This is a genomic window from Aestuariivivens marinum, assembly GCF_022662175.1.
Classification (GTDB): domain Bacteria; phylum Bacteroidota; class Bacteroidia; order Flavobacteriales; family Flavobacteriaceae; genus Aestuariivivens; species Aestuariivivens marinum.
This window is the reverse complement of record NZ_JAKMCR010000001.1, coordinates 487,759-510,077: the sequence shown is the minus strand read 5'-3', so window position 1 is coordinate 510,077 and position 22,319 is coordinate 487,759. Positions and strand designations below refer to the sequence as shown.

At 35.7% G+C, this 22,319-nt stretch carries 19 protein-coding genes; 14 read left to right on the top strand and 5 right to left on the bottom strand.

From position 1 onward, the window contains the following. Window positions 1-3 precede the first annotated feature (3 nt). The 3 genes from MR053_RS02135 to MR053_RS02125 all read left to right on the top strand — a co-directional run bounded on the left by MR053_RS02135 (window position 4) and on the right by MR053_RS02125 (window position 3,051). On the top strand, window positions 4-342 hold the full coding sequence (locus MR053_RS02135; protein ID WP_242130837.1) for a P-II family nitrogen regulator: 339 nt from the start codon (window positions 4-6) through the stop codon (window positions 340-342). Between the two features lie 21 nt (window positions 343-363). After that, a complete protein-coding gene (locus MR053_RS02130) occupies window positions 364-1,593 on the top strand; it encodes an ammonium transporter (protein ID WP_242130836.1) in 1,230 nt (409 codons plus the stop codon). 279 nt (window positions 1,594-1,872) lie between these two features. Beyond that, window positions 1,873-3,051 (top strand): serine hydrolase domain-containing protein, encoded by a 1,179-nt coding sequence (locus MR053_RS02125; RefSeq protein WP_223551308.1) that lies wholly within the window; start codon window positions 1,873-1,875, stop codon window positions 3,049-3,051. A 268-nt stretch (window positions 3,052-3,319) separates the two neighbouring features. Here MR053_RS02125 and MR053_RS02120 read toward each other — a convergent pair whose 3' ends face one another. Then, the gene (locus MR053_RS02120; RefSeq protein WP_242130835.1) at window positions 3,320-5,908 is read right to left on the bottom strand and encodes a phosphoenolpyruvate carboxylase; all 2,589 of its coding nucleotides are present in this window, start codon (window positions 5,906-5,908) and stop codon (window positions 3,320-3,322) included. Window positions 5,909-6,195: 287 nt separating this feature from the next. Between MR053_RS02120 and nadA the strand changes: the two genes are divergently transcribed. Then, window positions 6,196-7,122 (top strand): quinolinate synthase NadA, encoded by a 927-nt coding sequence (nadA, locus tag MR053_RS02115; RefSeq protein WP_242130834.1) that lies wholly within the window; start codon window positions 6,196-6,198, stop codon window positions 7,120-7,122. Window positions 7,123-7,127: 5 nt separating this feature from the next. Further along, a complete protein-coding gene (nadB, locus tag MR053_RS02110; protein WP_242130833.1) occupies window positions 7,128-8,684 on the top strand; it encodes an L-aspartate oxidase in 1,557 nt (518 codons plus the stop codon). Between the two features lie 40 nt (window positions 8,685-8,724). Here the strand turns inward: nadB and MR053_RS02105 are convergent, their stop codons facing one another. Continuing rightward, window positions 8,725-9,057 (bottom strand): single-stranded DNA-binding protein, encoded by a 333-nt coding sequence (locus MR053_RS02105; RefSeq protein ID WP_223551312.1) that lies wholly within the window; start codon window positions 9,055-9,057, stop codon window positions 8,725-8,727. 246 nt (window positions 9,058-9,303) lie between these two features. On the opposite strand from MR053_RS02105, the gene MR053_RS02100 reads away from it, so the two are divergent. Genes MR053_RS02100 through MR053_RS02085 form a run of 4 tightly spaced genes read left to right on the top strand, consistent with a single transcriptional unit; the run spans window position 9,304 to window position 11,372 of the window. Then, on the top strand, window positions 9,304-9,738 hold the full coding sequence (locus tag MR053_RS02100; RefSeq protein ID WP_223551313.1) for a GNAT family N-acetyltransferase: 435 nt from the start codon (window positions 9,304-9,306) through the stop codon (window positions 9,736-9,738). Window positions 9,739-9,747: 9 nt separating this feature from the next. Continuing rightward, complete coding sequence (locus MR053_RS02095) at window positions 9,748-10,257, top strand: DinB family protein (RefSeq protein WP_223551314.1); 510 nt, start codon at window positions 9,748-9,750, stop codon at window positions 10,255-10,257. A gap of 12 nt (window positions 10,258-10,269) precedes the next feature. Then, entirely contained in the window at window positions 10,270-10,620 is a 351-nt protein-coding gene (locus tag MR053_RS02090) for a hypothetical protein (RefSeq protein WP_223551315.1), read from the top strand. 50 nt (window positions 10,621-10,670) lie between these two features. Then, window positions 10,671-11,372, top strand: coding sequence for a hypothetical protein (locus MR053_RS02085; RefSeq protein ID WP_242130832.1), 702 nt, complete (start codon window positions 10,671-10,673; stop codon window positions 11,370-11,372). Window positions 11,373-11,443: 71 nt separating this feature from the next. Here the strand turns inward: MR053_RS02085 and MR053_RS02080 are convergent, their stop codons facing one another. After that, window positions 11,444-11,914 carry a CBS domain-containing protein gene (locus MR053_RS02080; protein ID WP_242130831.1) on the bottom strand — a complete coding sequence of 157 codons (471 nt, stop codon included), beginning with the start codon at window positions 11,912-11,914 and terminating at the stop codon, window positions 11,444-11,446. Window positions 11,915-12,041: 127 nt separating this feature from the next. Between MR053_RS02080 and MR053_RS02075 the strand changes: the two genes are divergently transcribed. Then, complete coding sequence (locus MR053_RS02075; RefSeq protein ID WP_242130830.1) at window positions 12,042-14,321, top strand: M28 family peptidase; 2,280 nt, start codon at window positions 12,042-12,044, stop codon at window positions 14,319-14,321. 75 nt (window positions 14,322-14,396) lie between these two features. Continuing rightward, window positions 14,397-15,119, top strand: a complete 723-nt coding sequence (locus MR053_RS02070; RefSeq protein ID WP_242130829.1) for a hypothetical protein — start codon at window positions 14,397-14,399, stop codon at window positions 15,117-15,119. A gap of 54 nt (window positions 15,120-15,173) precedes the next feature. Here MR053_RS02070 and MR053_RS02065 read toward each other — a convergent pair whose 3' ends face one another. Together MR053_RS02065 and MR053_RS02060 are read right to left on the bottom strand one after the other, a co-directional pair. Then, entirely contained in the window at window positions 15,174-18,629 is a 3,456-nt protein-coding gene (locus MR053_RS02065) for a T9SS type A sorting domain-containing protein (RefSeq protein ID WP_242130828.1), read from the bottom strand. Between the two features lie 5 nt (window positions 18,630-18,634). Then, on the bottom strand, window positions 18,635-19,150 hold the full coding sequence (locus tag MR053_RS02060; protein WP_242130827.1) for a hypothetical protein: 516 nt from the start codon (window positions 19,148-19,150) through the stop codon (window positions 18,635-18,637). Between the two features lie 199 nt (window positions 19,151-19,349). Between MR053_RS02060 and MR053_RS02055 the strand changes: the two genes are divergently transcribed. The 3 genes from MR053_RS02055 to MR053_RS02045 all read left to right on the top strand — a co-directional run bounded on the left by MR053_RS02055 (window position 19,350) and on the right by MR053_RS02045 (window position 22,232). Then, entirely contained in the window at window positions 19,350-19,940 is a 591-nt protein-coding gene (locus tag MR053_RS02055; RefSeq protein ID WP_242130826.1) for a HupE/UreJ family protein, read from the top strand. 271 nt (window positions 19,941-20,211) lie between these two features. Then, on the top strand, window positions 20,212-20,643 hold the full coding sequence (locus MR053_RS02050) for a deoxycytidylate deaminase (protein ID WP_242130825.1): 432 nt from the start codon (window positions 20,212-20,214) through the stop codon (window positions 20,641-20,643). Beyond that, window positions 20,643-22,232 carry a S41 family peptidase gene (locus tag MR053_RS02045; protein ID WP_242130824.1) on the top strand — a complete coding sequence of 530 codons (1,590 nt, stop codon included), beginning with the start codon at window positions 20,643-20,645 and terminating at the stop codon, window positions 22,230-22,232. The genes MR053_RS02050 and MR053_RS02045 overlap by 1 nt, the downstream gene beginning before the upstream one ends. The last annotated feature ends 87 nt before the right edge of the window (window positions 22,233-22,319 follow it).

Below are 22,319 nucleotides of genomic sequence, written 5' to 3'. Positions count from 1 at the left end.
AATATGAAGAAAATTGAAGCAATTATTAGAAAATCCAAATACAGTGCAGTAAAAGAAGCATTGCACGAAGTTGGGGTAAATTTTTTCTCCTACTGGGATGTTACCGGTATTGGAAATGAAAAGGAAGGTCATGTGTATAGGGGGATCTCCTATAGTACTAGTGATATACAACGTCGGTTTTTATCCATTGTTGTAAACGACGACTTCGAAGAGGTTACTATAGAGGCCATTCTTAAGGCCGCCGCTACTGGAGAAGTAGGTGACGGTAAAATCTTTGTGTCCGACATCAATGAAATTTACCGAATAAGAACAGGAGAAAAGGGAGGAGAAACTTTAAGATAACACGCATCAAACATTAAAATTATGGAATTACTTACAACAAATAATGTATGGATGATGATCTGTACAGCTTTAGTTTTCTTTATGCACGCTGGTTTTGCATTTTTGGAAATTGGATTGACAAGACAAAAGAATACAATTAATATTCTGTTTAAAAATATTTTTATCATTACAATAGGCCTTTTGCTATACTGTCTAGTGGGCTTTAACTTAATGTATCCAGGTTTTGCTGAAGGATCATCAGGGTTCTTTGGCTTTGCAGGATTTGGTTTGGATGCAGCTGCTGCGGCCGATTTGGCTTATAATGAAGGCTATACCTATTGGACCGACTTTTTATTTCAAGGGATGTTTGCCGCAACAGCAGCAACTATAGTGTCTGGAGCGGTTGCTGAACGTGTCAAGATAGGACCTTTTATGATTTTTACTATTATATACGTTGGGATTATTTATCCTCTGGCTGGTTCATGGAAGTGGGGCGGTGGATTTTTAGATATGAGGGATACACCTTTTTATGATTTTGCAGGTTCAACCTTGGTACACTCTGTTGGTGGCTGGGCAGCTTTAATAGCCGTATGTCTATTAGGGCCAAGAATTGGTAAATTTAAAGACGGAAAGCCCCAAGCGATTCCTGGACACAGTATACCATTAGCTACTGCCGGTGTTTTAATTCTGTGGTTGGGATGGTTTGGATTTAACGGAGGATCTGTACTTTCTGCAGACCCTGCATTAACATCATTAACCTTAGTGACTACATGTTTAGCGGCTGCTGCTGGTGGTGTAGTTGCAGCTTTAGTGTCGTTTTTAAAGTTTAAGAATTTAGACTTAACCATGTTCTTAAATGGTATTTTAGGCGGACTTGTAGGAATTACAGCAGGAGCTGATCAAATGGGACCAACAGATGCTATTTTAATAGGCGCTATTGCAGGAGCCATTATCGTTTTTGCTGTGAGTGTTATTGATAGGTTACGTTTGGACGATCCTGTAGGTGCCATTGCCGTGCACTTGGTGTGTGGTATCTGGGGAACTTTAGCTGTTGGTATTTTTGGAGCTTTAGCAGGTTGGGACCAATTTATTAGCCAACTAGTAGGCGTATTGTCTTATGCTGTTATATGTATTGTATCTTCATACCTGATTTTCTTTGTAATGAAGAAAACTGTTGGTATTCGAGTTTCTGAAAAAGAAGAATTGGAAGGCTTGGATGCCCACGAACATGGTATGAATGCCTATCCAGATTTCAGGTTGAATGAACATTAATAAATAACCTTAGTTTAGTTAGATTTTTAAGGCGCCCTGCAATTGTGGGGCGTTTTTTTAGGCTATTATGAGCAATGATATTTGGTTTTTGTCTATTATTAAAATGCTACAACCCATAAGCAAAACTATAAAATGGTTAGCTTTGTGTAGAGGCCCTTATATATAGTTTTGAGGAGGATAAGAGTAATGTGCTTATATAATAGTTAGGCACAATATTGAAATGCATAGTAACAAAAAGTATGTTGTGGCGTCTTATTTAAGTTACCTTTAATACAACTAATGAAAAAAAGAAAAGTATTATTATTGATCATTCTTATTCTAACTATAGGAGTTACTTGGATTATTGAACCACTAACTTTCAATCCTTTTATTCAAGTCGAAATTCCTGAAGCCAAAAGTCAAACTAAGTTTAATTGTGACGAACCGCATTTAGCCGTAAATAGCGAATTGGAAAGTAAAGCGAATGAAATAATCAATGCGCATATAGCTTCCAAAAACTTTTTGGGAGTTACGGCAGGATTGTATATAGAAAATTGCGGTACTTATCTATGTGGAGCAGGTTTTACTAATAAAAGCGCCAAAAAAAGAACAAATAGCGATATGCTTGGAAGAATTGCATCTATTACCAAACCAATGACGGCAATTGCAATTATGCAACTTTACGAAAAAGGAATATTGGATTTGGATAAACCAATTCAAACTTATTTAAAGGAATTTCCAAAAAAAGCTAAGGGAGATATTACAATAAGACATCTGCTAAAACACACATCTGGAATTTCTCATTACTCGTCCAAATGGGATGCACTATCATTCACTCATTATCCATCATTAGTAGCCGCATTAGATGCTTTTAAGAAAAAAGAATTGGAATTTGAGCCAGGGACTCAATATATGTACTCTTCCTATGGATATACGGTTTTAGGTGCAATCATTGAAAAAGTATCCCAAATGAGTTATGGGGAATATATGAAAAAAAATATTTGGGATAAAGCTGGAATGTCAAATACAAGCCTCGAAGAACAACAAGTTTATAATAATAAATCACGGCTCTATCTTAAAGTAAAATCAACATATATCAAAAGCCCAAAAACTGATTTAAGCATAATATATCCTGCAGGAGGTGTTCAGTCTACAGCCAAAGATTTGCTTAAATTCGGAGAGGCTGTGCTGAGTCACAAGCTTATAGATAGTACAAGTCTGAATATGATGATAAACGCAACCGATGAACTCTCTCCTGCAAAAGGAGACGACCCATATGGTTTTGGGTGGTCGGTATATAATGATTCAAAAGATGGAATAATAATCCAACATGGTGGTACTCAACCAGGAACTAGTGCATTTTTCGCAATCTATCTAGACCGTAAGATTGTTTCAGTTGTTTTGTCGAATAGCTTTGGAACTCGCCAAAATGCTTTTAATCTTTCTAGAGATATAGCAAGTTTGGCTTTGGTAAAATAAAAATAAAGTGCCTAACAATGGCTAATAAAGCATAAGTGAGTCGACTCATTTTGATTGGCTGAAGCTTCGGCAACCAGCGCCAAATCGTTGATTTGGCTTTAAAATGGATAAGATAAAAACAAATACAACGTTTGGCTCAGTGAAGTTTGGTAGTGAAAACTGGCTAATATTCACTTACGCTTCATGGCCGAGCCGTTGGCAACAACTTTGCCCCGTCCTGAATAAAGGCTACATAATTTAACCAAACCTTTTTAAAGAAAAAAATTGTTTAAGCCGAGTTCCTACTGGCATTAATATTACCAAACAAGGAGCGGGTTACAATTTTTTCAAAAATCTCTAGTTGTTCTTCGTCCTTAACCTCAGCTTTATTTAAATCCTGTATTTTTTTAAGAGCGTATTGCTGAATGGTCAACAAAGGCAATACAATGGATTCGCGAACTTCAATAGAGGCTTTGCCAGAAGGCTCATTTTCCATAAGTTCGGTATATCCGGATACTTTTAAAAGTAGGCGTTTGGTGGTTAAGTATTCTTCGTAAATAATGGTCCAGAAAGCACCAAACTCTTTGTCTTTAGCCATGTATTTAGTGAGGTCGAAGAACGATTTAGTTAAGGACATCATACTGTTATCCAGTAGTGTTTTAAAGAATTTAGAGTTATTATAAAGTCGTATGACTTTGTTTAACTCTCCTCTGTCTTCATAGGCCTTTATGGCTGTACCTACGCCAAAGAATCCCGGAACATTTTGTTTTAATTGGCTCCAAGAGCCCACAAAAGGAATGGCTCTTAAATCTGAAAAAACCAAGCTATCGGAAGAACCCCGCTTTGAAGGGCGGCTACCAATATTGGTCTTGGCGTAATATTTTAAAGTACTCATGCGTTCCAGGTAGGGGATAAACATGGGGTGACTTTTAAAATTCTTATAAGTTTGATAACTTGTTTCTGCCAAATCGTTCATCACGGCCCTGTCTTCTTGACTCAATGGAATTTTGTTCTTCCCAAAACGGTTAAACAATCCCGAACTTATAAGTTGCTCTAAGTTATATTGTGAAGATTCCAAAGTGCCAAAATTAGAGCTAATGGTTTGCCCCTGTATGGTTAATTGTACTTCCTTATCTTCTATTGTTGGGCCCAATGAAGCATAGAAATTATGGGTCTTTCCACCACCTCTTGCTGGTGGTCCACCACGACCATCAAAAAATATGGCAGTGATATCGTACTTTCTTGACATTTCGGTTAGGAGTTCCTTGGCTTTAAAAATACCCCAGTTGGCCATGAGGTAACCGCCGTCCTTGGTGCCATCTGAAAAGCCTAACATAATGGTTTGCTTATTACCACGTTTGGCTACATGTGCCCTGTAGGCTGGGTTACTATATAACTGCTCCATCACGGCAGGGGCATTTTCTAAATCGGTAATGGTTTCAAACAAAGGGACCACATCAACGGTTAAATTGTCCTTAAATGCAATCATTTTTAACATGGAGAATAATTGCATGACGTTTAAAGCCGTTTGATTATTGCTAATAATATAGCGATTGGCTCCTTTTTCACCATTATTGGCCTGAATGTCCTTTATGCATTTAATGGTTTTTAAGGTATTTACTACCATTTCATCATCAAAAACACTTAAATCATCAATATCATCATTGGCTTTCGAGAGAATATCAATTTGTTCAGCTTCGGTTAAATCGTGGTAATTTTTAGGGAAATATCCACTTCCCTTTTCAATTAAATGATCGATAACCGTAGTGAAAACAGCATGGTGTATTCTACTATCCTGTCTAATGTCCAACGTAGCAAAGTGGTATCCAAAAATATGGATTCTGTTAATTAAATTGTTTATTTGGGAAACGTATAACGACTGGTGTTCTTTTACAATATGGTTTCTTATACTTAATAATTCTTTAATAAGCTCTTTGTATGTAATACCATCTGTAGAATAAGGGTCTAGGCTGTAATTGTACATTATGGTTTCAAGCCTAATAACACGTTCTTCTACATCTCTAAACGTAAGTCGTCGTCTTAGGCTTTTTAAGTCCTGATAATATTTTTTAAGAATTGCCTGTTTAAGCTTTTTAGCTACTTTTAAAGTGGTGTCGGGCTTAACAAATGGATTCCCATCACGATCCCCTCCGGGCCAAAAACCAACGTTAATAATTTCGTTGTGTTTTTTACCATCATCGTAAATATTTTGTTGGATGTAATTATAAATTTCTCCAAAAGAGGCATAAAATACGTTTTCCAAATACCAAATTAAGCTTATCGCCTCATCATAAGGTGTTGGTTTTTCCCTCTTAAAAAACGGGGTTTTTCCTAATTGTCCAAAAAGGTTACTAATCTCAGACAGGTTGTTTTCCTTAATAGCTTCGGTTAAATCGGTTATAATCCCTAAAACAGAACCTGGATAAAACTGTGTGGGGTGTGCTGTTAACACAATGCGTACTTTAAACTCCTCTAAATAATCCTTAAGTTCTTGTAAACGGTTTTCGGAATTGGCCGTTTCTTTTAAATTACGTAAGGTCCCAAGCCCTTCCATATTATTTATTATCGGGAAAGCGGCATCTTCAATAGCATCAAACAAAACCACTTGACGCTCAATATATTGTATGAACCTAAATAATAAATTTATCTGGCTTTCTTTGGTGCGCCTCGCTTGGTATTTTTTAAAAAATGTATCGACTATGGTTGTTGGGTCTTCACCTTTGGCAAACCCTTTTTGGCAAGTTTCGTGGAACAACGGTAATAAAACGCCCGTTTTTGTAATGGTATCAAAAGGTAAAGTCATAAATATACTGTTGTATATTTGGTATTTAGACAATACATTTTGCTTAAATCGTTTTAACTTTGGTTCTACAGACATAGTATCAATCTAATAAAAATTAAGCATAAAAGTAGTGAAGCTTCGGTTAACAAGCATGGTTATTAAAAATATTTATCGATTTACAACGTTTCTTTAACTCTGATTGTGAAAAATTTAAAAAAATAAATACTGATTATAAATTTTTTAATGCCAACCTACCTGTAAAGCGTATGTGTGAAGATTTATGTGAATACCAACCGAATACAAATTATATTTATGATATTTGCAAAGAATTTTTGTGACTACTTAAAGTTATTTATATAGAATAATATCCTGAAGCTTTATTTATGAATTTAGTAAAAGAAATAAAACGTCTTAAAAAGGAAAAGAACGCTGTGATTTTGGCACATTACTATCAGGTGCCAGAAATACAGGATATTGCTGATTATGTTGGGGATAGTTTAGGGCTCTCTCAAAAAGCAGCCGAAACCGATGCCGATATTATTGTGTTTGCAGGGGTGCATTTTATGGCCGAGACGGCTAAAATATTAAACCCCAATAAGATGGTAGTTCTACCCGATTTAAATGCGGGTTGTTCTTTGGCAGACTCTTGTCCGCCAGATGCTTTTAAACAATTTACAGAAGCGCATCCCAATCATGTTGTGATTACCTATGTAAACTGTTCGGCTGAAATTAAGGCTTTAAGCGATATTGTTTGTACCTCTTCCAACGCCTTAAAGATTGTGCAATCCATTCCTATGGATACACCTATTATTTTTGCGCCAGATAAAAATTTGGGGGCTTACATTATTAAAGAAACAGGACGAGATATGTTGCTGTGGGATGGTAGTTGTGTGGTTCATGAGGCTTTTTCCATGGACAAATTAATTGAGCTTCATAAAAAGCATCCCGATTATAAAATTATAGCCCATCCCGAATCTGAGGGACATATTTTGAAAACGGCAACCTACATTGGGTCTACATCGGGGATGATTAATTATGTAAAGCAGCATCAAGACCAAAAGTTTATTGTGGCTACCGAAGCAGGTATTTTGCATAAAATGAAAGAAGAAATGCCAAATACCGAACTCATTCCGGCTCCTGCTAAAGAAGACAATACCTGTGCCTGTAGTGAGTGTCATTTTATGAAAATGAATACATTGCAAAAGCTTTATGATTGCTTGCTTAATGAATCGCCACAAATAGAGGTAGATGAAGCGATTATTGAGCGGGCTTTATTGCCTATAGAGCGTATGTTGGAGTTATCTAAATAAGTATAATGGTTACGGACTATTTAGTCATTGGTTCTGGTATTGCTGGGTTAACGTTTTCGGTTAAAATAGCCGAGAAATTCCCCAACAGGCAAGTAACCATCATTACTAAATCTAATGAGGAGGAGTCCAATACTAAGTATGCACAAGGCGGTGTGGCCGTGGTTTTGGATTTCGAAAACGACTCCTTTAAAAAGCATATTCAAGACACCTTAATTGCGGGAGACGGCTTATGTGACAAAGCCGTAGTTGAAATGGTCATTAAAGAAGGTCCAAAACGGTTTAAGGAACTGGTGGAGTGGGGGGCCTATTTTGATGTCGATAAAAGTGGTAACCTTGATTTAGGTAAAGAAGGCGGACATTCAGAATATCGTGTTGTACACCATAAAGATGTCACTGGGGCCGAAATAGAACGCGCCTTGTTAGAACGAGCACACCAATTGAAAAATATAACTCTTTTACCGCACCATTTTGCCATAGATATAATTACAAACCACCATATAAAGGGCGATAAACCTAAAGCAGAAGCCTGTTATGGGGCTTATGTTTTCGACCAAAAAAACAATACCATTTTCACTATAAAAGCCAAAAGTACGCTGTTGGCTTCGGGCGGTATAGGACGTGTTTATGGACACACTACTAATCCCATCATTGCGACGGGCGATGGTATTGCTATGGCCTATCGTGCAAAGGCTTTAATTAGGGATATGGAATTTGTGCAATTTCACCCTACAGCTTTATACGAGGTTGGAGGCGAATCGTCTTTTTTAATATCAGAAGCCGTTAGGGGCTTTGGGGCTTACCTGAGAAATAAGAATGGCGAACGTTTTATGCTAAAATATGATGAACGTGCTGAATTAGCTTCTAGGGATATTGTATCGCAAAGTATTGATAATGAGTTAAAAAAATATGGAGAAACCCATGTCTTTTTAGATTGTACACATCTGGATATTGAAGCATTTAAAGTTCATTTTCCCAATATTTACGATAAATGTATAACTAATCATATAAATATTGAAAAAGATTGGATTCCTGTGGTGCCAGCCTCTCATTATTTATGTGGAGGGATTGTAGTAGACCAAGATGGTAAAACCTCTGTCCCTAATTTGTTTGCCTGTGGTGAATGTACAAGAACAGGATTGCATGGTGCCAATAGGTTAGCCTCAAATTCATTATTGGAAGCTTTGGTTTATGCCCATAATATTTTTAAATATCACAGTAATAATGAGCTTCAACCTGTAAATGTTATCATTCCAGACTGGAACGATGAAGGGACATCTATTGCCAAAGAACACGTGTTAATTCAACATAATTTAAGACAGCTACAGGCATTAATGAGGGATTATGTTGGAATTGTTCGTAGTAATGATCGCTTAAATAAAGCAATAAAACATCTTAATTTAATTTATACTGAGGTTGAAGACCTGTACAAGGCTTCAAAAATTACGACATCGCTTTGCGAATTACGTAATATGGTTAATGTGGCACACCTAATTATAAATCAGTCACTTCAACGTAAGGAAAACAAGGGAGGGTATTTTAATTTAGATAATGTAAAAAATTAACTGGAGCTTTATTAATAAAGCTCCAGTTAACAAGTAGCAATTATTTCCCTAGCATAAGTAGTTCGTTACAAACTACTTCGGTAATGTATCGCTTGTTGCCATCTTTATCATCGTAGCTGCGTGAAGTTAATTTGCCTTCTATGGCTACTTCTTTACCTTTGGTTAAATACTTTTCAATGATTTGAGCGGTTTTGCCCCAAGCCACTATATTATGCCATTGGGTTTCAGTTACTTTTTCACCTTTGTTATTGGTGTAGCTTTCATTTGTGGCAATATTGAATTTTGCCAATGTCCTTCCAGATTCTAAATTAATGACTTCCGGGTCATTTCCTAAGTTACCAATCAACTGTACTTTGTTTCTAAGCGTGTTCATAATTTTAATTTTTATTGTTAAACAGTTAATACTATTGAACCTTCAGCGATTCAACAATGCAAAATTGTAAAGGTTTTATAGTCTTACTCGGTTGTTACTTGTTTAAATTCGTTTGTAAATGTTTGTAGTCGTTTGTAAATGGATAAATTATTCTTATATTAGTACTGTTATATAAGGGTTGTATAATTTGATCAATTAAAAAATCCATTGGAGTTCGTTAGGTTATATAGACTTTCAAAAAAGCAAATGAAGGACATTCGTATGCTTTGGAATAATGAATATCCTACAGGATTAAACCATAAAACCCTTAAAGGTTTTGAAGATTATTTAACCAAGCTGTCTGGGCAATCCCATATTTTAGTGATTAATGAGAATAAAGAAATTATAGGGTGGTATTTTGATTTTATTAGAAATAGAGAAAAATGGTTTGTTATTCTTTTAGATTCTAAACATCAAGGAAAGGGATTGGGAACAAAAATTTTAAGTATGGTAAAAAAAAAAGAAATAGAATTGAATGGTTGGGTAATTGATCATAATGATGATAGGAAGAAAAATGGAGAGGTCTACAAATCTCCTTTAAAATTTTACTTGAAAAATGGATTTGAAAGATTAGCCGATGACAGACTTATACTTGATAATATCTCAGCAGTTAAAATAAGATGGAACGCAATTAAAACCTAAAATAGTGTTATGGATATCAAGTATGCCATTAATCAGCTTAAACAAAACCAAACCGTTTTTAAAGGCCTGTTGCAAAACAAATTACCTGAAGAGAGCTTGTGGCGACCTGAAGAAGGTAAATGGTGTTTGTTGGAAATTGCCTGTCATTTATTGGACGAAGAGCAAAAGGATTTTAAAGCTCGTATCCAGTATATTTTTGAACAACCAGAGTATGATTTGCCTTCCATAAATCCTGTAGCATGGATTAAGGAGCATGATTATATGTCCAAAAATTATGAGGAGGTGGTCGCTACTTTTTTAGATGAACGCCAGCAGTCGGTTACTTGGTTAAAAGGACAGATAGATGCAAATTGGGAACAAAAACTAAAGCATCCCAAATTAGGTGAGATGTCGGCCAAGTTATTTCTTGCCAATTGGTTGGCTCACGATTATTTGCACATCAGACAGATTTTAAGATTACAATATAATTTTTTAAAATCCCATAGCAGACTTAACCTGGACTATGCTGGGAACTGGTAAAAAGTAAATAATATGGAGAAAACATGTTTAGAATGTGGTGAAAAAATTGTCGGCCGAATTGATAAAAAATTCTGTGACGATGCCTGTAGAAATGCCTATAACAATCGCGTAAACAAGGATAGCAAAAATCTAATACGCAATACCAATAACCGATTGCGTAAAAATTATCGCATATTGGAAACCCTTAACCCTGAGCAAAAAACAAAAACATCAAGGGCCAAGCTTATAGAGGCAGGGTTTGATTTTAATTATTTTACCAGTATTTACACCACTAAGGTAGGAACAGTGTATTATTTTGTCTACGACCAAGGGTATTTGCCTTTAGAAGGCGATTATTTCGCCTTGGTAAAACGTGAAGGTTAATCATGTAACGTTTTAAATATAATCTTTACTAATATTAAAACTATCTATTTATGTTTCTTACTCCAGCCTCTTTTATTCCTATTCTCATTTTTAGTGTTGTTGTATTAATTATAGTGCTTTCCGTTGTGTTGAGTAGAAAAAATATTGTGTTGAGAAAATTGGCCAAGTTTAAACACAATCGTATCTCCCAGTTTAGGAATAACGAGCTTACCAAGGTAACAGGTAAGGTTTTGGAGGTCGAAACGCCTTTTGTGGCACCGTTTAGTAAACGGCCCTGTGTTGCCTATATTTTTAAAATACAGCAACGGGTGAGTACGGGCAAAAGTTCTCATTGGAAAACCTTGGTGAAGAAAGAAGATATTCAGGATTTTTTTATAGAACAACGGGGCGACTTGGTTATGGTAAAACCCTCAATGCAATCCAGTAATTTTTACAGTTTTATGGTCGAAGACCAAAGTATTAGATCGGGAACTTTTAAAGATCCTTCACCCGAATTCAAAAAAGTGCTGGATGAGTATGGGGTCGATAGCGAAACCTGGCTAGGCTTTAATAAAACATTAAAATATACCGAACGTATTCTTGAAATTGGGGAAACCATTACCGTAGGGGGCATTGCCAAATGGAAAGTGCTTAATGAGCCCATTAATGGACATAATTATTCAAAAATTGCTGCTTTAGAAAGTGGTCCCAAACAAAAACTTATAATTACCGACCATCCAAAAGCTGTTACACCATTAGATAGGAGGTTGTAATAAAGTATTTAAACGTAAACGTTAAGATAGTATTGTTTGCCTAACACAGGTTTTTCTAGGTAGTCGAGGCATTACTTCCACCAATTTTGACCCTTTAATTTCATGGCAGCCTTAAGGACATCCTTTTGACTTATTTGGCCTACCAATTTACCATTTTCAACTATAGGGAAACGGCGGCGCTTAGCATTTAAAAATTTATTGGCGGCATCAAATATGTTCATATTACCATCAATAGTTTCAACATCTGCCACCATATGTTTTTCAATGGTTTTATCTTGCATTGGCATATTATAGTAGCGGCTTTCACTAATTTGTTTTATACAATCACCTTCTGAAATAATGCCGATCAACTCATTTTTTTCATTAACTACAGGTCCTCCAGAAATACGATGTTTTATTAAGGTCTGCATCACACTTTCAATAGTTTGGTCTGGTTTAAAGGTTATTAAATGACGAGTCATATAATCACTAACTTTTAGCGGTATGTTATCATCAGTACTATTTTTATTCCTTCTTGCGCCTATAAAACTCTTTATGCCCATGATTCCTATTTTTTAATAAAATTAAATGTAGCTAATTTTTTTGATTTTTCCTAAAAACAAAAACTGTTGAGTTTTATAAGCTTCTCAATTTATGTACATTTATAGCATAACATAATCTTTAAACTTTATGATTAAAAAAGCCATTGCTTTGTTAATAATCGTTTGGGGCGTGTATTGGAGTTTTTCTTCCCTTATGCCCAAAGAGGGGATATCCATCGATGTTCCCGATAACCAATTCTCAACCCATCGGGCACTTATGCATCTAAAGACAATAGCCAAGGCTCCGCATTATGTGGGCAGTGAAGAACACCATAGGGTGCGTGATTATATTATAGCACAATTAGAACAACTTGGACTGGAAACACAAATACAAGAGGGTTTTTCTGTAGATAATTATGGAAATCTTACCAAGCCAAAAAATATTATTGGTCGTTTGCGAGGCAAAGAAAAAGGAAAAGCATTATTGTTGTTAACACATTACGATAGTGATCCACATTCGGCTATAGGAGCAAGTGATGCCGGTTCCGGTGTGGTAACTATTTTAGAAGGGTTAAAAGCCTTTTTAAATAGCAATAAAACACAAAAAAATGATATAATAGTCTTGATTTCAGATGGCGAGGAATTAGGGCTAAACGGAGCGAATATTTTTGTAAATAAACATGAATGGGCCGATAATATTGGTTTGGTCATTAATTTTGAAGCTAGGGGCAGTGGGGGACCTAGCTTAATGTTTATTGAAACCAATCAGGGCAATGCCAATTTAATAAAAGGCTTTGTTAAAGCCAATCCAGAGTTTCCCGTAAGCAGTTCCTTGTTTTACAGTATCTATAAAATTTTACCTAATGATACCGATTTGACCGTCTTTCGTGAAGATGGTAATATCGATGGGTTTAACTTGGCGTTTATAGATGATCATTTCGATTATCATACTCAATTAGATACTTATGAAAGATTGGATAGAAACACTCTAAAGCATCAAGGTAGTTATCTAATGCCTATGTTATATTATTTTGCTGAAGCTGATTTAGAAGCGTTGAAGAGTAATGAGGACAATATCTATTTTAATGCACCTATTTTTAAAATGGTTTCCTATCCGTTTTCATGGATTCACCCTATGCTTGTTATTGCTATCGTCGTATTTGGAGGATTGTTAATTTATGGCATAAAACAAAAGATGCTTAGAGCTAAACCTATTGGTAAAGGCTTTTTGGCTTTTTTTATTGCTTTAATTTTGGCTGGGCTAATTGGTTATTTTGCTTGGCCAATGTTAAAAACAATTTATCCGTATTATGATGAAATGTTACAGGGTTTTACCTATAATGGACATGATTATATTGCTGCTTTTGCCTTCGGGACTTTAGCCTTATGTTTTTTTGTTTACCATAAAGTTTATGAAAAGGGCAATACGGCAAGTTTAATTGTAGCACCAATAACGTTTTGGATCATTATTTGTGTCGGCATGGCTTTAAAATTAAAAGGAGCTAGCTTTTTTATTTTCCCCGTATATTTTGCTTTATTGTGTTTGTTTGTTTTAATCCGACAAAAGCAGCCAAGCCTTATTTTAATGGCATTACTATCTTTACCATTACTAATTTTAATAACACCACTAGTTCAATTGTTTCCCGTAGGCCTTGGTTTAAAAATGATGTTAACCAACACTGTTCTAGTAGTTTTATTATTTGGATTACTATTGCCTGTATTTGGGAGGTTTAAGTATAAAAAACGATTGGGATATTTAAGTGTTTTAATAGCTGTACTTTTTTTAATTTCTGCACATTCAAAATCTGGATTTACACAAGAGCGACCCAAACCTAATAGTTTGCTCTATGTTTTTAATGCTAACGACAGCACAGCCGTTTGGGCAACTTACGATAAGCTTTTGGACGACTGGACTCGACCAATTTTTGGAGAACAACCGGAAGTTGTTTCAAGTTTAAATAAACATATTGTAGACAGTAAATACTCAACACGATTCACCTATACAAAGCCCGCTCCTTTAAAGTTTATAGAGCAGCCTAGTATTAAGATTAAAAAGGATACGGTAATTCAAAAAGCCAGACATTTAAAATTAACCATAAAGCCTCAAAGACTGATAAACAGAATGGAGTTGTTTGCTGATTCATCAAACATTTTTCTGTCATTTAAAGCAAATGGACAAGTTATTAAAAAAGAAAACAAATCGAAAAACAACAGATTGTTAAGTTATTATATTGTCGATAACGATCCCTTGATATTGGAATTTGAAGTTCCAAAGGGTCAAAAAACAGAATTTACACTTTTAGAAGCATCCTATGACTTGTTGGATAATACTTCTTTTAATCTGCCAAAACGTGATGTAAATATGATACCAAAACCTTTTGTGTTGAATGATGCCTTAGTTGTGAAGAAAACTATAACCATTGATTGAAAATAATTAGCATTCTTTTATGAGTTTAATTGGTAAATTTTTATAGTTTTAGCAAAATTTTTAAAAGAAGTAGAGATGAAACGATTATTGTTGTTGATTGTTATGGTTGGAGCGCTTCATGTAAATGCACAGAGCACCCCAGATTTATTGAAACATTTTGAAGCCTATTATACTCAAATGAGAGCCCAAGGCGATATACAAGGTATTATAAATGCCATGACACATTTAAATGTCCTTGCCCCTTCCCAAGCTAGAAAAGATACTTTGGCTTATATCTACATGAGTGAAGGTCAGCATGTACAGGCCTTAAATACTATTGGTATAGATAAGGTTACTACTGATTCTGATATTGCTGTTGAAGTAAAGGCAATTTCATTAAAAGCAGTAAAGCAACCACAATTGGCTGTCGGACATTTTGAAGAAATGTTCAAGAGAACCCCTAGTGCCTTGATAGCCTATGAATTGGCAGAATTGAACTTACAATTAAAAAACCTAACAGATGCCGAGAAGCATATTAATTATGGTTTGGCAAATTCTAAGGTAGAGGAAACCAAAGCATTTTATGAAACACAAACGCCATATCAAGTATCCCTTAAATCGGCTTTTATGTATTTGAATGCTTTGTTAACTTATAACAAAGATCCTAAGGGTAACATTGATGCTGCTGTAGATATTTTGGATGCTACATTAAAAGCGTCGCCAAATTTTAATTTGGTAAATCTTAGTAAGAGTGAGTTGTTAAGGCAAAAGCAAGTCATACAAGCACAAGCAGCACAGCAAGAGCAACCTAAGAATTAATTTTAGTTGCTTAATATATCATATCAAGGGTTTTGTTTAACAAACCCTTTTTTGTTATCTAAGAATAAGTTTTTTAGTTGATTTTCCAGATTCAGTAATTATATTTATAAAGTATATGCCTGGAGCATATCCATTCATATCCAGTTGATGAATATTGTTTTTAAGCTGAATATGATGTTTACGCAAGATAATTTTTCCTGTAATATCGGTTATATTGAAGTTGAAAGTAGAAAAGCTTTTGGATTGAATATTGAAAACCTGTTTGGATGGATTAGGATAAATTCTAAATACTTCAGGAGCAAAATGAGATACATTAAGCGCGCCTTCTATACTAAAATCATCTATAATAACGCCTTCATTGACTGTATATTGATCGGAATGGAATACAAACCGAAACACAATATTGGTCTCACCGTTTAAGGCCGTTAAATCGTAACTGTACTCTTGTAAAGTAGCATCGGTACCTGTCCATTGTGCTCCTGGGCAATTAAAGCAATTGCTTCCAGGGGTAGTATTGCTATTATACCAGTTTAAATCATTTGCAGTTCCCATAACGGTCCAATTCAACCCAGCATCAGTTGAATATTCCACATATAGGATGTCCCAATCTTCCTCTAAATCGAAAGCCATTTTAAACTTAAACATGGGACTGCTCAATATTGATAAATCATAGCAATTGCTAACCAAATAACTTTTTATATTATTCTCATAATTACCATTTAGGTTCGTTCCATAAACATTATTGTTAGAGGCTTCAGTATTCAAAACACTTCCAGTTGCAACACCGCGTTCCCAATAGCCACTACTACTATCGCAGTTGCTCATGGCGTTAAAGTTGATTAATTCGTCAGCTGGGGCTTCAAAAGTATTAACTGTGTTTATGGTTCCCGATGTATTGCCATAAAATGTAGCCATTAAATCATTATTTTCAGAAAAAGTATCATTAATAATTGTTGCATTTATACTTAACTCCTGTAGGCTACTTCCATGTACAGACAAAGAGGGGATGTCTATTAATTGTGTGTTTCCAGACGCTAAAGAACCATTCCAAATGGTTTGGTTAGGACTGCCATTTAAGGTATAATTAAGGGTTACCGAATTTATAACATTTGTCCCCCTGTTTTTTACTAATGCCTTAACTGAATTAAGATTACCGCATACAATCTGCTCATCAATGCCTTGTATGTCTTCTAAGCTAATTTCATCTTGAAGTGTTTCCGTAGGAATATCGGATTTCCAAATGCCCCTACCATAAGTAGCAGCAGAAATATTGTCATCGTTTAAATTAATTTCCAAATCACTTACCGATACATTGGGTAAACTGTTTCCAAAGGGTTCCCAAACTCCTGTAGTATCATCATATCTATAAACGCCCAAGCTAGTGCCTAAAAACAATGGCTCATCACTATGTAGTTTTTGATGTTTAATGATGTTTTTTGTTACATTGGGAAGGCTTCCTGTAATATCGTTAAAATTAGAGCCCCCATCAATCGATTTGTAGACCTTGCCCGTATAACCAGCTGTAGTAACGTAAACAATATTACTGTTGTTATTGTTAACTTCAATTGATGTAATGTTTGAAGAGAATGTATTATTAATTGTAATAAAGGAAGCTCCTTTATCGGTACTTTTTCTTAGCGTATTATCAATGGCGACATAAATGTTGTTTGGTTCAATTTCATCAATTTCTAAAAAATCAATGTTAACATTGTTTCCAAAAGAAGGCGATATGGTTTTCCATTCGGTGCCACAAAGTTTATAAAGGCTAGAATAACCAGCATATAATTCACCATCCCTATTCATGGATAAAGGCGTTACCCAATTACCTCCACTATCGTTCTCCCCAGTTTCATCAACAGGAGCAGGGACATAAGCGTCATTGCTGGCACCAGCAGAGTTTGAGATGTATAAATTGCTCCCGTATTGAATAAAGCCATATATAGTATCAGAATTATTATGGTTGATAGCCGTATCCATACCATCGGCACCATAATATACTTGCCAGTAGCTATTATTTAAAGCATAACCTCCATTGTCCTGTAAACCACCTACCATTTTGTTTGAGCTTTCTTTGGAAACACTCAATCTGTAAAATTGCCCGATTTGCATACCATCAGTTAAGTCCATAAAATTTGTGCCTCCATCTGTGGTTTTATAGAATCCGCCATCGGTTCCCGCAAAAAGTACGCCATCATAAAAGCGCAACAAATGTATGTCTGCATGAGAATATGATGCCGAGGCGGGTTGAAACCATTCGTTTACCTTTGTAAAACTAGCACCGCCATTAATAGATTTCCAGATGTTTAAAACCCCGACATAAATTTCATTCTCATTCGTGTTAGAGACTGCAAAAGCCATGTCGTAATAAGCTTGCTTACTGTCATCGAAAAGATTTACATTCCCTGGGGTACTAGCTGCCATCTGGCTAAAAGTAACACCAGAATCTGTAGATTTATAAAGCCCTTGAAAGTCATTATCTAAAGCACTTAATGTATAAATTACATTAGTATTGTCTGCTGTAACATCAATTACCAAACGACTTGAAGAGGCAGGTAACCCTGCTCCAAATCCAGTACTGGTGAAAGTTTCTCCAGCATCTATTGATACATAGAAAGTATCCGATGTTACCGCATAAATGGTATCGGGATCCCCAGGTTTTAGCTTAATGTCTTTAATGTTTAAATTTTGGGTACCGTTAGTATTGGTCCAATTAACCCCGCCATCAATGGTTTTATAGACGCCTTTGTTTGTAGCCACCCATAATATATTAGAGTTGTTTGGATGCATGTAAATATCGTTCATGTTAGTGGGGTGCCCTGCACTTGTATTTAAGCCCGTGCTATTCCATGTGGTTCCACCATCTATAGATTTCATAACACCAACACTATAGGTATCCCAACCATCGTCGTCTCCTGTAGCAATGTATATAATGTTGCTGTCGTTATAATCGATAGCAATTCCAGAAACGCCAATTTGGGGTAAATTATCCGATAGTGGTAACCAAGAGCTACCTGAGTTAATAGATTTCCAAATGCCTCCCGCTGGAGCTCCGGCATAATAAGTATTTGGATCATTAGGATCTACTATAATAGCATTAATACGTCCTTGACCCGAACTCCATGACCCGGTGTTGGTATGGCTAAACGGACCCACAGGTTGCCAATTGCTTAAATCAGCTTTTAAGCTGCTAGCCTTGGCTTGTTGCACGCTCATCCAAGTAGTCCATAACTCGTTAGGCGTTGGTAGGGCACCATCATCTTTCACAAAGTTTTTCCAATAATTTTCCCAACGCTTGAAGGGTTTATATCCACTACCTTTTGTATAAGGGTCTTTGTCTGTCCAATAGTCATTAAAGGCATCAACAACATCCTTAAAAGTAGAGTTGTTTGATTTTGAAGATTGACTTTTGGAAGCCGCATTCAAGTTTTTCATCCAAGGAGCATCAGGATTGTATTGTGCTTGAATATTAAGGATAAATAGCAGGATAAAAATATAGGTTGAGGCTTTCATAAGGATTAGGGTTTTGGGATATTTTCATATCGTCTCAGTTCTATAACTTCATTGAGTTGTAGGTCTAAATTAGAAATCGAAATTAAAAAAGCTTTAATACCTTCTATAAGCTCTGGTTTGGTAGTTGTGGATAATTGCACTAAACTTTCAAGTTTATATATTGTGGTTTCTACTACTTTTAGTCTAGCTAAAATGGAATTGTCCTTTAAATCTTCTGGTATATTTTTGTTTAAATCTTTTAGAAGTGTTTCAATGGCTTTTTTATTATCGTTAAAGAAACTTAAATCTCCTTTTTTAAGGTAGCCAACCTGCTCTTGTAGTTGATTGTATTCCACCCAATTTTCAATTGCTCTCTGTGCTTCTGGACTTAGCACAAATTCGGTGTAATTGATTTTGGACAGATCACTTTCATTGACAGTTTTATTAAAGGTTTGGTCAGTTTTATTGTCACTTTTTGAAGTGTCCTTTTGATTACAGGAAAGAAATAATATAAATAGGCTAAATAGATATATAGGCTTCATAAAGGTCTTAGGGTTTTATGTTGTTTTACAAAGATATAGGAATATTTTTAGTTGTAAATTAAAATTAATATAGGCTATGTGACTGAACACTATTAACTGGATACAGAGGAAAAACCACCATTATGGTTTTCCATTTTTTATAAGCCATCCAAGCTATAATCTAAAATCGTATATTTAGCAACTTAAATAAAATAGTGCCATGCTTGAAAACTTTTGGTTTAATGTAGAATACGGTGTTAACCATGTTCTGGATATTAATGCTTATGACCATGTTCTCTTTTTAATATGCTTAACAGTACCCTATGTGTTTAAAGATTGGAAACGTATTGTTTTATTGGTATCAATGTTTACCCTAGGACATACAGTGTCTTTAATATTAGCGGCTTATAGTATTGTTAATGCCAATGCCCAATTGGTGGAGTTTCTCATTCCTATTACCATTTTAATCGTTGCGGTTTATAATGTGTTTACTGCAGGGAAAGGAGCACAAAAAGAACGTATTGGTATTTTATTTTTTACCACCCTGTTTTTTGGTTTGATTCATGGTTTGGGCTTCGCACGTGAATTTCGAATACTTTTAGGAGATTCAGACAATAAATTGGTTTTACTTCTAGAATTTGCACTTGGTATAGAATTAGCTCAGGTTATTATTGTGTTTATGGTGCTCTTTTTAGGATACCTTGGACAGACCATTTTTAGATTTTCTAAACGTGATTGGGTCATGGTTATTTCGGCTGTTGTTATTGGATTGGTAATACCCATGTTACTTAACAGTGATTTTTTAGAATAGGATAATGGATTTGTATTTGGGATTGAAAATAATTTTAAAGCATACTTTGGAATAATTAAATCTCGATTATCGAGTTAAACTTTCATAAAACTTTAACGCACAAGGGTTGTAATTAAAATACGAAGCCACTATATTCGTTATTAGGTTTGAGTAAAGGATTGCAACGGTATCCTTATGTTTGGGGCTTCGAGTACCTAAGCCGCCAAATTAATATATAGAAAAAGCCTGTTTGCCTTTAAGGGCAACACGCCTAAGTTTTTAAAAACAGTGTATGCCAGAACATAAACAACTTAAGTATGATAAGGCCTATTTGCAAATGGCCAAGGAATGGGGTAAACTCTCGTACTGTAACCGCAAGCAGGTTGGTGCACTTATTGTAAAGGATAGAATGATTATTTCTGATGGTTATAATGGAACGCCTACAGGTTTTGAGAATTTTTGTGAAGACGAAGAAGGCTATACCAAATGGTATGTGTTGCATGCCGAGGCAAATGCCATTTTAAAAGTGGCCTCCTCTACACAATCCTGTAAAGGAGCTACCTTGTATATCACCTTGTCTCCGTGTAAGGAGTGCAGCAAATTAATCCACCAAGCAGGAATTGTTAGAGTGGTTTATAACAAAGCTTACAAAGACGATTCTGGATTGCGTTTTTTGGAAAAAGCAGGAATAAAATTAAAATTAATAGAAGATTTAATGACATAATGCCCTATAAAAAAAAATATCTACCCCTGGTTTTAGGTGTTGCCATTGCAGCGGGAGTGCTAATTGGAGGAAAGTTAAATTTTACCGATTCACCAGACCGCTTGTTCTCTACCAATAGTAAGAAGGATAAACTCAACAGGCTTATCGATTACATTGAGTACGACTATGTAGATGAGATTAATACTGATAGCATTGTTGATGTTACCGTCAATGGTATTTTAGAGAATCTGGATCCTCATTCTGTATATATCCCCAAAAGGGATATGGCACGTGTTGCTGAAGAAATGCGTGGTGATTTTGTAGGTATTGGCGTTAGTTTTTATAGCTATAGGGATACCATAACCGTAATACGCCCAGTAGTGAATGGCCCTAGTGAAAAAGCGGGTATTAAGGGGGGCGATAGAATTATTATGGCCAATGGTGATTCCCTGATTGGAAAGCGAATGGTGGATGATAGTTTGGTGAAAAAGCTAAAAGGACCAATCAACTCTAAGGTGCATTTAAAGGTGTATCGAAAAGGAGAGCCCAAGCTTTTGGATTTTACAGTAAAGCGATCGGTCATACCTATTAAAAGTGTGGATGCCGCCTATATGTTAACTGAAAAGTTGGGGTATATAAAAGTTAATCGTTTTGCCGAAACGACCTATAAAGAATTCAAAACAGCTTTAAAAAAACTAAAAGATGTAGGCGCTACCGAGATTGCTTTGGATTTACGGGATAATCCCGGAGGGTTCCTTGACATTGCCGAAAAGATGGTCGATGAATTCTTAGAAGATGACAAACTCATTCTCTTTACTAAAAACAAACGTGGCGATATTGAAAAAAGTTATGCCACACAAAAAGGTGATTTTGAAAATGGTAAAGTGTATGTGCTCATAAACGAAAACTCCGCATCAGCAAGTGAAATTGTCGCTGGAGCATTGCAGGATAATGACAAAGGACTTATTGTTGGGCGACGCTCTTATGGCAAAGGATTGGTGCAACGCGAAATGGATCTGGGCGATGGTAGTGCAGTTCGTTTAACCGTGTCCAGATACTATACTCCTACGGGACGCTCCATACAACGACCATATAAAAACGGACATAAAGATTATTACGATGAATATTTGGAACGGTTGGATAGCGGTGAACTGTTGAATCAAGAAAAAATAAAAGTCGCTGATTCGTTAAAGTATGTTACGCCTAAGGGTAAGATTGTTTATGGCGGCGGCGGCATAATACCAGACGTTTTTGTGCCTGTAGATAAAGGTATATTTAATGGAACCTTAAATTATTTAATGCGTCGCGGCTATATTGGTTACTTTGTATTTGAGGAGTTGGAAAAAGACCGGCATCTCTATGATGGTATTTCAAGACAGGATTTTATTGATAATTTTAAGGTGAGTGACGATCTTGTGACGTCTTTTCAAGATTACCTTAATCTAAGATCGGACACAGTGGTTACATTTGTTGCCTATTATGAAGAAATAAGGCAGTATATTAAGGCCACTTTAGCAGATCAGCTTTATGGCGATGGTGCGTTTGAGGAAGTATTTAACCAAACCGATATCATGATTGATGAGGTGATAAGGTTGAGTGATGGGGAGTAGCTTACATTTATGCTTAATTTGTTTCAGTATCCATAATTAGTGTTTTTGGTTTTATATTCATGCATACGAATTCTCTTTGAGTTAAGC